We start from the raw sequence: 12898 nt of genomic DNA, 5'->3' as shown, positions 1-12898 counted from the left end.
CCCGACGTGATTCTCATCGGTGAAATCAGAGATGCCGAAACCATGGAACATGCCATCACCTTCGCGGAAACGGGTCACCTTTGCCTTGCCACGCTCCACGCGAATAATGCCAATCAGGCTTTCGAAAGAATACTCAATTTCTTTCCCATTGAGCGACATCTCCAGATATATCTGCAGCTCTCCCTCAACGTGAGGGCGATTCTTTCCCAGAGGCTCATCCCCACCATGGAGGGAAAAAGGGTGGCCGCCATCGAGATACTCCTCGACAGTCCGAGAGTGAGGGATTTGATTCTGAAAGGAGAGATCACGCTTCTCAAAGAAACCATGGCCGCCTCTTATTTCGACGGCATGCAGACCTTTGACCAGCACATTTTCGATCTTTATCAGGCCGGTCTTATCGACTACGACAATACGATTGCTTACGCGGACAGTCCCAATGACATACGGCTGAGAATCAAGATGGCCGAATTGAAGAAGGATGAAGTAGACAAGAAGGAACCCGCCTTCAAACTAAAATCGGAGAAATAGCGGAGCGCTTATCGACCTCGAGGATACTGTCACGCGCAGTCGGCGGGATCGCCCTTGATTTTGGCAAGGGCGTGCGGGATGGCTTGCAGAACAAATCCGAGGCATTGGGTCGCCGCCTTTTCGCTCCCCGGAAGATTCACGACAATGGCCCGACTCCGAATGCCGCAAACGGCCCTAGATATGACACCGTGCGGCGTGATCCTATAACTCTCTATCCGCATGATTTCAGCGAAACCAGGCAGCTCTCTATCGATAACCGTGCGTGTGGCCTCGGGGGTCACATCCCGCTCAGAAACACCGGTTCCTCCAGTTGTCACCACGAGATCCACACCGTGCTCGTCGATCTCTCGCTTTATCACCTGAGCTATCATATCCATCTCGTCGGGCACGATAACGGTCTCTCCCACATCGTAGGATTCCCCAAGCATTCGAACGAGGGCCGGTCCGCTCGTGTCGATGCGTTCACCTCGTGAGCCTTTGTCACTTACCGTGATAACGATCGCCTTATACTTCATGGCAACACTTCTATCTCGTCGCCGATCTTGACCTCACCTTCTCTCATCACTTCGGCAAATATTCCTTCCCGCGGCATAACGCAATCCCCCACCTGTTGAAAAATGGCGCATCGCGTATGGCACTCTTTGCCGATCTGGCTGACTCTAAGAAGCACCTGATCGCCAACTCGTATCTCAGTCCCGATGGGTAGCTCATAGAGAACAATCCCCTCGGTGCTCAGATTCTCGGCGAAATCGCCGTATGTCACGTCCAGGCCTTTTGCGCGGATTTTTTCGATACTCTCTTTTCCGAGAAGGCTCACCTGTCTGTGCATAAAACCTGCGTGGGCGTCCCGAGCAAGCCCCTTTCCTTCAATGAGCAGGCATCGACCTATGTTATGTTTTTTCTCACCTTTTTTGTCGCTGATATTGACGGCCAATACCTTTCCCTTCACCGATAACTCCTTGTATGTCACGCGCCCTGCCCTTTGCGGGCAGGCGATTTTCTCACATAGGTGCCACTTTTTCCTCCACTCTTTTCCAAAAGATAAAACGGGCCGAGCTCAATCCCTTTATCCACAGCCTTACACATGTCGTAGATGGTGAGAGCCACAACCATTGAACACGTAAGCGCTTCCATTTCGACCCCCGTCTGCCCATTGGTCCTTACCGTGGATTTGATTTCTACAGAGTGCATCTTATCATAAAACGTGTACTCCACATCGATGTGGGTGATAAAGAGCGGGTGGCAGAGCGGTATCACATCGGAGGTTCTCTTGGCTGCCATAATGCCTGCCACCTTGGCCACGGTAAATATATCCCCTTTGGGACCATGCCCCTTTTTCACGAGGTCATAGGTGGCGGGGGAGAACTTTATCCTGCCGGCCGCAACAGCCTCTCGTCTCGTGTCCTTCTTTTCGGAAATGTCAACCATCCGGGCATTGCCCTTACTGTCCAAATGTGTGAACCTGGCCATAGGCCACCTCCGAGACTAATCTACATGTTTCACGCCTTCATGTCAATGATTCGATCCCTGATATACCTCGAATCCACATGGTGCGCCTGAGCAGCCTTGCAAGTTAATGCGTAAACCGGTGTATCAACGTCTTCGTGTTGATAGTTCGCCTCTGTTTTGCTATGCTTATCGAATACCGGAACAGAGATTCCGTCCCGGGTTTTCTTATGGTCGAAACATGGCAGCGGGGAACCACTTAAATCTGGCGCAGGTTGAATTGCGAGAAGGGGCAGTTGAACATAGCTCGGTCTCAGCCCGCTTGCCGTCATGAGACAGATGCCATAGAATTCATAGTAGACAGATCTCACGGAGAAACGTAGGATGCCGCGATGAATTACCCTGCCGACTTGTCACACCGTATTCGCCGATTTATTTCCGGATTGTCTCAGCGCATGGCGATGCGGCTCAAAAGCAATTTCTATATTTATCTTGCTGTGGTCTTCTCGTTACTTATCGTTATTGATGCGGTCTTCCTCCACATTACAACAAACATGCGGCAGGCAGCTTTTGATGCCATGGTGCGCTATCGCATCGTTGTGCCGAAGCCCGACAAAGATATCATTATTGTGGATATCAACGAGGCAAGCCTTTCCGCCATGGCCAAGGAGTATGGCCGGTGGCCCTGGCCCCGACAAGTTCTTGGGGAGTTCCTCGACCACCTGGAAGACGAGCGGCCAAAGGCCGTGGTTTTCGACATCCTGTTCAGTGACCCCGATATCTACAACCCCGATAGTGACGCTTACTTTGATCACGCCGTATCCAGGACAACAAACACGTTTTTTCCTATGCTGCGTCTTGACCAGGCAAGCGACGCCTTGAGCCAGATCAAAGCGAGCATGATCCCCGGTGTCACGCAGCTTTCTCAGGATGCACGCCAGGACGCCACCATAGGCATAATCCTGCCGCACTTTGCATCAATTCTGCAAGGGGGGCGCATAGGGCTCCATAACATTTACCCTGATCCTGACGGCACCGTGCGGGAATATACGGTTTATCGGGACGATTATGGCTGGAAAGTGCCGTCCCTTCCGGCCCGGGTCGTCGGCGGTTTGGGATACGCGGAACCCTCTGTCGAGCGCGTGCTCCTCAACTGGAGAGGCAAACCGTTTTCGTACCAGACCGTCACCTTCAGCGATGTCTTTGACGACATGACGAGCAAGAACAGGAAACGTCCTCAGAATGAGTTTACGGATAAGATTGTACTCATAGGCTCCACGGCGCCAAGTCTGTTTGATGTCAAGCCTACCCCCATGAGCCGTCTTCATCCGGGCGTTGAAATTCTGGCCACGGCCATCGACAACATGAAACATGGCGACTATCTGCGCTACCCGGAAGGGCGCACGGTTTATCCGCTCCTCGCCCTGGCCATTGTCTGGGCTGCCGCATTCGGCTTCTATCGTAATGTGAGACGCGACCGGATAGATCCCTTGTTTGGTGCGTCGCAGTTCATCCTGCTCGGCGTGAGCTACGCCACAATAAACTTTACCAATACGTACATCAATCTCACCGGCCCTGTGACGGTCGGCCTCGCCTATTTCACCGTTGCCCGTATCTACGCAACGGCCACCAGCAAGGCGCTTGAGACAAGCGCTCTCAAAACCTCAGAGGGAAGACAGGGTGAGCTTGCCGCCTTCCTGCTCCTTATTCATGTGGGAGACCCCGATAGCATGGTTGATGAAGGCACGGTGAAAAGAATTTACCATCGGTTGCAGAAAACGGGCACCGAGACCAAAAGCGTGGAAATGCTCAAAGGTCGCCAGGAGGGCATCTGGGCCCTTTTCGAGCAGACGCTCGCAGTGTCCTGGGTAGTCCCCGCCGATGACCGGTCGGCCCGTGACCGTGTGACAAAGGACATCGACCACGTCACTACTTCCCTCAATTCTATATTGCCGAACGGCACTGGCGTGCGCAAACAGGCTGCCACATGGTTCGTTCACGAAGGCCGAATATCGGGCGGTAAAGAGGCGCGGGAAGGCTGGCGAACGCTTTTCGCCGAAGCGCAACTCCGGTGGCACGAGGCCGCCGTACAAGACGGAGGAAACTGATGAACATAACAAGAAGCATGGGCGCATTGCTCGGTATTTGTGTGCTAGCCGCAGCTTCGGTATTTGCCGCCGAGACAGGTACACTCCTCAAGAAAGAAAGTCTTCTCTCGGAACCTTTCCGGGATGCCAAAATTATTGGGTCGCTCAACACGGGCGATAGTGTCGAGATAGTAAAGAAGCAAGAGGGATGGTTCCAGGTGAAGAGCGGGAAGGGGACCGGATGGGTCCGGATGCTTAGTGTCCGGCTCGGTGAAGCACGTAAAGGCACCACCGACACGACGGGATTGCTGGGGCTCGCGTCTGGCCGCGCAGGAACCGGGCATGTCGTGGCTACAACCGGTATCCGCGGGCTCAATGAAGAGGACCTCAAGGCGGCCAAATATAACGAACAGGAACTCAAAAAAATGGAATCCTTTGAGATAACGCAGGCTGAAGCCAGGAGTTTTGCTGCTCAGGGAAAACTCGTGGCGCGCAAGGTTGGCTACCTCCCATCGCCGGATGCAGCCAGGGAGGGACACTAATGAAGATCATCGTGATACGTGCCTTGATTCTCAGCATCGTCCTCGTCGGCGCGGGCCATGCCGCACTCTCTGCTGATCTGTTTCAGGACTTGAAAAAGGCTGTTGAGCAACAAACCCAGAAGAAGCCGGAACCGGGCAAACCCGAATCAAATCCCGGCGGGGCCGTGGATTTGGGAATTATGCGCTCTTTCACAGGCTTCTCGCAAGAGGAAGAGATCGCCATCGGACGGCAGGCCGCCGGCAATATCCTGGGCGCGGCGCCGCTCACCAAGGATGTCAGGCTTCAACAGTACGTCAACCGGGTGGGACGGTGGGTGGCAAGTCAGAGCGAACGGCCGGATCTGCACTGGCATTTCGGCGTGATCGAGACGAACGACCTGAACGCCTTCGCCGCGCCGGGGGGCTACGTTTTTATCACAAAAGGTCTCTATCGGATGTTGCAGAGTGAAAGCGAGCTGGCAGGCGTACTTGCCCACGAAATCGGCCATGTCATCAAGAAGCACCACCTCAAGCTCCTGCAACAAGGCCGCCTGGTAGACATCGGTGGTAAGCTGCTCGTCAAACAAGCTGGTGAGAATGCCGAGATTAAGAACCTGATCGGTAACGGCGCGGAGATCTTTGCCCGTTCTCTCGACAAGAATGCAGAGTTCGAAGCGGATAGAATCGGCGTGGTTTTGGCCGCACGGGCCGGATATGACCCCTTCGGATTGCCCGCAGTGCTGCAGGATCTCGGTCATGTGGCAAAAGATGACAGTCGGGTAGGCCTGTTATTCAAAACCCATCCACTCCCCGATGACCGACTTGCCCGACTTGGTGAATCTGTAGACGACCGATTCGACGGGTTCAAAGGGCTTACGCTTGAGAACCGTTTCGTAAGGATCGGACCGTAAGGCGATAGCCAGTCGCTGGAGATGGAAACCGTTGGTGTCCAGCCGGTCCGATCTATGAGCGGATAACGCCGCCAAGATGTGATCGCTGAGGAAACCACAAAATCCTATTCTTCGGGGGGGATCGATTTCGTTTTTCGGTCCTTTTTTAACCGCTCTCGCACGGAATTAATAAACACATAGAAAACGGGGACAAAGGGGATAGCGAGAAACGTCGAGGAAAGCATCCCGCCAAAGACGACCGTTCCGATTGCACGCTGGCTCGCGGCCCCGGCACCGGTGGCGAGGAGCAACGGGGCCACACCGAAGACAAACGCGAAGGATGTCATCATGATGGGACGGAACCTGCGGCTAGTAGCCTCAATGGCCGCCTCATTTAGGGACATGCCTTCTTTTTCAAGATCGCGGGCGAACTCAACGATGAGGATCGCGTTTTTGCTCGCTAAAGCAATCATAAGAACCAGGCCGATCTGGGTGTAGAGGTTGTTGTCATAGCCTCTTGTCAGTAAGGCGAGCAAAACGCCGACGAGCGCCAGAGGCACGGCTAAAATTACTGACGCCGGTGCGATCCAGCTCTCGAAAAGGGCAGCAAGCACCATAAAGACGAGGATGATGGAAATGGCATAGATCACGTACGCCTCGTGACCCACCTGTTTCTCCTGGTAGCTTGTAGCGGTCCATTCATATCCCATACCCGGCGGTAAAGAGAGGGCAGCAAGCTGCTCCATTTCTGTCAAGGCCTGGCCGGAACTGAACCCTTCCGCGGCAGCCCCAAATATCGATGCCGCCGGATAGAGGTTATACCGCGTGATGATCTCAGGTCCTTCGGTGTATTTGACTTTGACTAATGAGCCGAGAGGCACCATCTCTCCCAGGCTGTTTCTCACATTAAGACTACTGATATCCGTAGGGTCAACACGCGAACGCGCCTCGGCCTGAACGTAAACCTGATAGACCTGATCGTATTTGTTGAAAAGATTCACGAAGGAAGACCCCAGATAGGCGGTGAGCGTCTGGAACACGTCATTGACCGGCACCTGGAACGATCTCGCCTTGGTTCTGTCTATATCGAGATACAGTTGCGGGCTGCGGGCGTTTATAGTGGAGGCCAACCCGTGCAGATTAGCCTCTGTGTTACCTGTGCGCACGAGCTCGTCAACCGAGTCCTGGAGCCTCTCCATGCCGAGCCCCTTACGGTCCTGCACCATCATTTGAAAACCGCCCGTCTGGCCGAGTCCCCTTACCGGCGGAGGAATTACCACAAAAGCCTGGGCTTCCTGAATTTGAGAAAGTTCCCGGTTCAGACGGCCCACAATATTCTCCTGACTTAATGCCGAACCTCTCTCACTCCAATCCTTGTACACCACAAAGGTTGTGGCCGCGTTGACCACATTTGCCCCGTCAAGTATGGAAAACCCCCCAATCGTGACCCAGCCGGATATGCCCGGAGTCCTGCGGATGATATCGCCGATCTTCTTTGACAGCTCACGCGAACGCGGCTGTGCTGTCGCGTCGGGAAGACGGGCGAGCAGGATCGCGTATCCCTGGTCCTCTGTGGGGAGGAAGCCCGTAGGACGGCGCGCAAAAGACCAGGCGGTAACGGCAATAATAATGAGGAAGAAGATGAGCATAAGACCGCTGTGGCCCACCATCTTCCGGACGAGTCCCATATAAGGTATTTTTACTGCGTCGTACACCTTGTTGAAACCGCGCGAGAACCAGTTAGATTTGTCCGAGCCTCGCGGCTTGAGCCACAATGCACACTGGGTGGGCTTGAGCGTAACGGCGTTGATAGCGCTGATCACGGCCGTTGCAGCAATCACAAGGGCGAATTGCCTGAAGATCTGACCGGTTATTCCGGGAAGAAACGCCGCGGGGAGGAAGACGGACACAAGCGCCACGGTGATGCCCATGATGGGGCTCAAGAGCTCGGACATAGCCTTGATCGCTGCCTGTCTTGGAGACAGACCTCTTTCAATGTAATAGGAACTGTTCTCCACGATCACGATAGCATCGTCTACCACGATCCCTATGGAAAGGACGAGGCCGAACAGCGTCATGAGGTTTATGCTGAAACCTAAGGCCACCATGGCAATGGATCCTCCTATAATGGTAACCGGCACCGTGGTCGCCGGCACGAGCAACGCGCGAAAGCTCTGGAGGAAGACCATTATCACGATAAGCACGAGGATACCGGCCTCTGCCAGGGTTTCATACACCTTTGATACGGCCTCGCGGACGAACCGCGTGGTATCGAAACGTACCGCGTAGGTGAGCCCTTTGGGAAAATCTTTGCTAATGGCCTGAACCTCTTTTGCCACCCGATCGGCGACAGCAAGGGCGTTCGCCTCAGGCAAGGAAAAAACCGCCACCTGGGCCGAGTTGAGACCACCCATCGAGGCATAGTTGCTGTAGAATTGTTGGCCCAGTTCGAGCCGACCCACATCGCGAAGCCGCACAACCTGAGCCGCCTGACCCGGCACGGTCTTAACGATAATGTTCTCAAACTCTTTCGCGTCGGACAGACGGCCGAGACCGTTGATCGTGAACTGGTAAGCCTGGTCTTGAGGCACAGGCGGGGCGCCGAGCTGTCCCGCCGCAAGTTGCGTGTTCTGGTCCTTGATCGCGTTCTCAACGTCGAGAGCGGTGAGATTGAAGACACGCAGCCGTGCAGGATCAAGCCATACCCTCATGCTGTAAGGACCCGCGCCGAAGACCCTCACCTGACCGACCCCGGGTAAACGGGCCAGCGGATACTGGAGATTGATCGCGCCATAGTTGGAGAGGAAGGCCTCATCAAAACGATTGTCCTCGGAGTAGAGACTCACGACCATGAGAATGTTGGTGGAAACTTTTCGCACGTTCACACCCTGCGCCCCCACCTCGCCGGGCAATTCAGGTAGCGCCGTATTGACCTGATTCTGTACCAGGGCTAGCGCCCTGTCCAGATTCGTTCCCACATCGAAGGTGATCGTCAGGGTGTAGGAACCGTCTCCGCTACTTGTAGAGGACATGTAGATGGATCGTTCCACACCATTGACTGCCTGTTCAATCGGGACCCCGATGGTTTCGGCAACCACCACGGCGCTGGCTCCGGGATACCGGGCGGTCACCTGAATAGTGGGCGGCACTATCGGCGGGTATTGTTCTACGGGCAGCCGGCTGTAACAGACGAGTCCGATTATCACCGTGATCACCGCCAGCACGTTGGCCAGAATGGGACGCTCGATGAAGAACTTGGAGATCACGGCGTTCCCCTACCCGCACGCACCGGCTTCTCGGATGGGGTCGCCTCAGGCTTGAGGCTGATCTTTTCAGGGGTCACGGGCTTGCCGGGCGCCGCTCTCTGTAAACCCTTTACCACGACCCACTCATCCGGGCTCAAGCCTGCTCTGACTACCTGGAGGGGCCCTTGCTCGGCCCCCACCGTCACGTTACGCCGCTCGATTCTATTCTCGCTACCCGTCACCAGCACGTAGGGGCCCTGTAAATCGTGGCCCACAGCCTCCTGCGGGATGAAAAGACCCGTGCCGGTCGCAAGAGGTATCCGCACGCGTGCGTATAGGCCCGGCATTATGGCGGACTCAGGATTGGGAAAAATCCCTCGAACCAGAAGGGTTCCCGTGGTGGGGGTCACGCTAATAGACGCAAAATCTATTACGCCCCGGTGCGGATATCCTTTTTCGTTTGAAAGGCCTAAGTCCACAGGCCAGTTCAACGTATACGCTTTGCCTGGACTCCAATGGGCTTCACCTGTTAAACGCGCAAGATCGGCGTCGCTTATGGTGAAGTACACGTATATGGGCTCAATCTGGCTCATGGTTGCAAGTATCGTAGCATCGCCCGCTCCCACCAGATTACCGGGGTACACGACGGTACGGTCGATCCTGCCGGTAAAGGGCGCGCGGACCTCGGTGTATCCCAGGTCGAGTCTCGCCAGGTCTCTTTTCGCTTCTGCCTGTTTAAGATTGGCAGACGCGGAATCCCTCTGATAGCGCCAATTGTCCACATCGGTCTCGGCCGCCGCCTTCTGCGCCAAAAGCTTTGTGTAACGAACCAGTTCGGTTTCCGCGTAAGAAAGCTGCGCTTTGTTGAGTTCCACCGTGGCCTCGGCCTGCCTGAGGTTCGCATCATAGGTATTCTGCTGAATAACAAACAGGATTTGATCCTTCTTGACAATCTGCCCGTCGGCAAAGAGGATCCTTTCGAGATACCCTGCAACCCGAGCGCGAAGCTGTACCGTCTGCACGGCTTCCGTATTGCCTGTGGCCTCGATATAATCGGTGACCTTCTCTTTTACGGGCTGAGCAACGGTGACACGGGGAGGAGGTGGCGCGGACGGCTGTTTTCTCGCGCAACTTATCGGCCATGTAAGCATCGCTGAGATCGAACCGGTTATCACAAGGGCTACGATGCTTCGCCCGAACAAGACGCTCGTATGGTGCCCGTTCATTCTATCCACCTTCCCTACCACGCGGACGGGATCGCGCCCCGTTCGTTCGTTTGTTCCTCGGTCATGAGGGCCGATGGGGGAAATTTAAGCAGTCCACCCCAGTCGGTCCTTTTTGCCATGGCTTCCTCAACATCGGCCGGTATGAAGTCGCGCCCCTCGCGTATCTCCCAGCCGCCGCCCAGAGCACGGTAGACAGTGACGAGATCGGCTGAATGAGCCCCCAGCGTTACGGCCAAATTGTCCTGCTCTCGCAGTAGTGCTTGTTGCGCAATCACAACGGCGGTGAAGTCCCGTACACCCTCCCTGTACTGCGCTTGAGCGATGTCAAGGGAGCGCTCGGCAGACGCTAAGCTTTCGGCGAGATATCTAGCCTGTTCCCCGGCTCGGAGAAAGGCTACCAATGCGTCTTCAACCTCCTGCTGCGCCTTGAGCACTGTATTTTGATACGTAATCAGCGCCTCCTCAAAACGGGCATCCTGCACGCGAACACTGTTCGTTATCCGTCCATAGTTAAACAGATTCCACTGAGCCTGCGGTCCCACCGTGTAGTATCTGCTTCCCCAGCGGAATATATCTTTGAGCGAAAAATCGGAAACATCGGTAGAGAGAAAGCCAAACTCACCGTAAAGCGACAGAGCGGGAAAGAGATCCGCCTTGGCCACTCCGATTCGCGCCGATTGAGCCGCGGCCTGAAATAGAGCGCTTCGCACATCGGGCCGGCGCATAAGAAGCTCCTGAGGGATGCCCACAGCAACGGTGAGCGGAGGCGAGGGAATGATCGATGGGCCGTTCGCGACTTGAGCGAGATCACCAGGCAGGATTCCGAGTAGGGTACAGAGAGCGTTCTTGCCCTGCTTCAACTGAGTCCTCAAGGCCGGCACAAGGGACTCGGTATCTTTTAGAGAGGTTCTTGCCTGCTCAACATCGAGTTCAGTGCTCGTGCCCGCGGTAAAACGGGCCTCAGCCAGACGCAAATTTTCCTGCCCGGTCTTTACGTTAGTTTCGGCAATCTCAAGTCTTTTTTCCGTTGTCCTTATAGCGATATAGGTAGCGGCCACATCCGCAGTGAGACTGACGAGCGCATTGTCATAATCGGCCACACTGGCGTTGAGGGCCGCTCTGGCAGATTCTATATTCCGTCTGAACTTACCCCAAAAGTCAAGTTCCCAACTCGCTAAGAACCCCAGTTGGTCCTGATTTACAACAAGTGAACCGGAATTAAGAAGTGCTGTTTGAGACCTGTCGCTCGCGCGGCTCTGCTGGAGGAGCCCTGAGGCCTGCTGCGTCTGGGGAAAGAATTGGCCCACTGCAATGCCCAGTTCAGCGCGGGCCTCAAAGACCCTTACGCCCGCTATTCTCAAGGTCAGATTCTCGCGGTAAGCGCGATCGATAAGTCCGTCGAGCACCGGGTCGTTAAAGACGCGCCACCATGCACGATGCGGTGAGGCGCCAACCCTGAGCCGCGCATCGGCCGATTCGAGCCAATTTGGCGCTACCTGAGAGGCCGGCTTTACAAAATCGGGCCCCACCTTAACGCAGGCCGTATTTGACAAGGTAAGCAAGGTCGCCGCACAGACCGATCCCGCTCCAAAGACAAATTGTTTGATCCTCCCCATGAGACTCCCCCGCGCTTAATCGTGGGTCAACGTAATAAGCCTAATGTAGTGCAGCACATCATCTTTTACAAGGTCGGTTGACATCCCGTGTGGATGTTTTCCGTCAGCACCCATGTAGGTTCACCCCATCATTTGCCCTTGAAATAGGCCCTTATTTGGGGGAGAATGTGGATCAGGATTTGATGAGAAATACGGAGCTCCCCGTCTAAGGCACAAACATTAGGAGGCAAGATCATGTTGACACTCGCACCATATTCCCTCGGTGTAGGCGATCGGTTTAGCCTGCAGGCGCAAGCTCAACTGCGCGCCTTCGCGCTCGCGGCACATAGGGGTGTAGAGATCACGCCTGTCTGGAACAAGTCTAATCGCGAGCATCTGATCGTGGGCTCCGAGCCGCAATCAGTGGCAAGAGCCGCACAAGAGGCCGTCACCAGGCTCCGATGGAACAAGGCGTGGCACGTAGACGCTGATCACATTCGTCTTGATACCGTGGACCGGTTTGTTCCCTGCTCCGACTTCTTCACCATTGACGTGGCGGAATCCATAGGCAGGCCCACGCCACCCGATCAAGCCACGGCCTTTGTGGAGCGTCATCCCGAGCTCTCACCAGAAGTACGGATCCCAGGCGTGAGCCACGTCCTCAAAACAAACAAATCTCAGATCCAAGAGATCGCGAAGAAATATCTTGTGGCCATAGCGGAGGCAGGCCGTCTTTACCGTTATATCGTCAAAAACAAGGGCGAAGGCACGTTCATCACAGAGGTCTCCATGGACGAGACCGACTTTGCCCAGACCCCGGTCGAGCTCCTCGTGATTTTGGCTGCCCTTTCTGACGAGAAAGTACAGGTCCAAACCATAGCGCCGAGGTTCAGCGGACGGTTTAATAAGGGCGTGGACTACGCAGGCAACGTAGCTCAATTCGAGAAAGAATTCACCGAAGATCTTGCCGTGATTAAATTTGCCGTAAGCCGGTACGGGCTGCCGGAGAATCTCAAGCTGAGCGTGCATTCGGGCAGCGACAAATTCTCCATCTACGCTCCCATCCGCCGGGTCCTTCGGAAAACCGGCGCCGGGCTCCACCTGAAAACAGCCGGCACAACCTGGCTCGAGGAGATTACCGGTCTCGCTCTGGCAGGTGGTGAAGGGTTAGCTTTAGCCAAGGAGATCTACGCTCAGGCGCTTAAGCGCAGAGAGGAACTCTCAGCACCCTATGCAGCGGTCATCGACATCGACCCTGCGGCACTCCCCGCCCCTTCCGCGGTCGCCCGATGGAGTTACGCACAATATGCCGCTGCCGTCCGCCATGATCCACAATGCAGGGAATTCAATCCGAGTTTGA

11 protein-coding genes are annotated in these 12898 nt (G+C 55.2%); 5 read left to right on the top strand and 6 right to left on the bottom strand.

Translation table 11 applies throughout. From position 1 onward, the window contains the following. Nucleotides 1-528, top strand: a 528-nt coding sequence (locus VMT62_04070; GenBank protein HVN95583.1) for an ATPase, T2SS/T4P/T4SS family, incomplete at its 5' end; no start/stop codon positions are given. 29 nt (nucleotides 529-557) lie between these two features. Here the strand turns inward: VMT62_04070 and VMT62_04065 are convergent. The 3 genes from VMT62_04065 to moaC are packed head-to-tail and all read right to left on the bottom strand — an operon-like array spanning nucleotide 558 to nucleotide 1998. Then, on the bottom strand, nucleotides 558-1043 hold the full coding sequence (locus tag VMT62_04065) for a MogA/MoaB family molybdenum cofactor biosynthesis protein (GenBank protein HVN95582.1): 486 nt from the start codon (nucleotides 1041-1043) through the stop codon (nucleotides 558-560). Continuing rightward, nucleotides 1040-1477 (bottom strand): MOSC domain-containing protein, encoded by a 438-nt coding sequence (locus tag VMT62_04060; GenBank protein HVN95581.1) that lies wholly within the window; start codon nucleotides 1475-1477, stop codon nucleotides 1040-1042. The genes VMT62_04065 and VMT62_04060 overlap by 4 nt, the downstream gene beginning before the upstream one ends. 17 nt (nucleotides 1478-1494) lie before the next feature. Next, nucleotides 1495-1998, bottom strand: coding sequence for a cyclic pyranopterin monophosphate synthase MoaC (gene moaC, locus VMT62_04055; protein ID HVN95580.1), 504 nt, complete (start codon nucleotides 1996-1998; stop codon nucleotides 1495-1497). A gap of 368 nt (nucleotides 1999-2366) precedes the next feature. Here moaC and VMT62_04050 point away from each other — a divergent pair, with 368 nt between their 5' ends. From VMT62_04050 to VMT62_04040, 3 genes are read left to right on the top strand one after another with little or no spacing between them, the layout of a single operon-like run. Then, entirely contained in the window at nucleotides 2367-4082 is a 1716-nt protein-coding gene (locus VMT62_04050) for a CHASE2 domain-containing protein (GenBank protein ID HVN95579.1), read from the top strand. Then, a complete protein-coding gene (locus tag VMT62_04045) occupies nucleotides 4082-4603 on the top strand; it encodes an SH3 domain-containing protein (GenBank protein ID HVN95578.1) in 522 nt (173 codons plus the stop codon). The genes VMT62_04050 and VMT62_04045 overlap by 1 nt, the downstream gene beginning before the upstream one ends. Continuing rightward, nucleotides 4603-5493 carry a M48 family metalloprotease gene (locus VMT62_04040; protein ID HVN95577.1) on the top strand — a complete coding sequence of 297 codons (891 nt, stop codon included), beginning with the start codon at nucleotides 4603-4605 and terminating at the stop codon, nucleotides 5491-5493. Before VMT62_04045 ends, VMT62_04040 begins: the two co-directional genes overlap by 1 nt. A gap of 104 nt (nucleotides 5494-5597) precedes the next feature. Here the strand turns inward: VMT62_04040 and VMT62_04035 are convergent, their stop codons facing one another. From VMT62_04035 to VMT62_04025, 3 genes are read right to left on the bottom strand one after another with little or no spacing between them, the layout of a single operon-like run. Then, the gene (locus VMT62_04035; protein HVN95576.1) at nucleotides 5598-8738 is read right to left on the bottom strand and encodes an efflux RND transporter permease subunit; all 3141 of its coding nucleotides are present in this window, start codon (nucleotides 8736-8738) and stop codon (nucleotides 5598-5600) included. Next, entirely contained in the window at nucleotides 8735-9943 is a 1209-nt protein-coding gene (locus VMT62_04030) for an efflux RND transporter periplasmic adaptor subunit (protein HVN95575.1), read from the bottom strand. Before VMT62_04030 ends, VMT62_04035 begins: the two co-directional genes overlap by 4 nt. A gap of 14 nt (nucleotides 9944-9957) precedes the next feature. After that, entirely contained in the window at nucleotides 9958-11559 is a 1602-nt protein-coding gene (locus VMT62_04025; GenBank protein HVN95574.1) for an efflux transporter outer membrane subunit, read from the bottom strand. Nucleotides 11560-11793: 234 nt separating this feature from the next. Here VMT62_04025 and VMT62_04020 point away from each other — a divergent pair. Continuing rightward, on the top strand, nucleotides 11794-12898 hold a 1105-nt coding region (locus tag VMT62_04020), incomplete at its 3' end, for a tagaturonate epimerase family protein (GenBank protein HVN95573.1).

This window comes from Syntrophorhabdaceae bacterium, from assembly GCA_035541755.1.
Taxonomy (GTDB): domain Bacteria; phylum Desulfobacterota; class Syntrophorhabdia; order Syntrophorhabdales; family Syntrophorhabdaceae; genus PNOF01.
The sequence above is the reverse complement of the archived record's forward strand: the minus strand, read 5'-3'. Positions and strand labels throughout refer to the sequence as shown.

Excerpts from the sequence above, each read along its gene's own strand:
- moaC (HVN95580.1), bottom strand. The coding sequence starts at position 1,998 with ATGGCCAGGTTCACACATTTGGACAGTAAGGGCAATGCCCGGATGGTT.
- VMT62_04050 (HVN95579.1), top strand. The coding sequence starts at position 2,367 with ATGAATTACCCTGCCGACTTGTCACACCGTATTCGCCGATTTATTTCC.
- VMT62_04030 (HVN95575.1), bottom strand. The coding sequence starts at position 9,943 with ATGAACGGGCACCATACGAGCGTCTTGTTCGGGCGAAGCATCGTAGCC.
- VMT62_04065 (HVN95582.1), bottom strand. The coding sequence starts at position 1,043 with ATGAAGTATAAGGCGATCGTTATCACGGTAAGTGACAAAGGCTCACGA.
- VMT62_04045 (HVN95578.1), top strand. The coding sequence starts at position 4,082 with ATGAACATAACAAGAAGCATGGGCGCATTGCTCGGTATTTGTGTGCTA.
- VMT62_04025 (HVN95574.1), bottom strand. The coding sequence starts at position 11,559 with ATGGGGAGGATCAAACAATTTGTCTTTGGAGCGGGATCGGTCTGTGCG.
- VMT62_04040 (HVN95577.1), top strand. The coding sequence starts at position 4,603 with ATGAAGATCATCGTGATACGTGCCTTGATTCTCAGCATCGTCCTCGTC.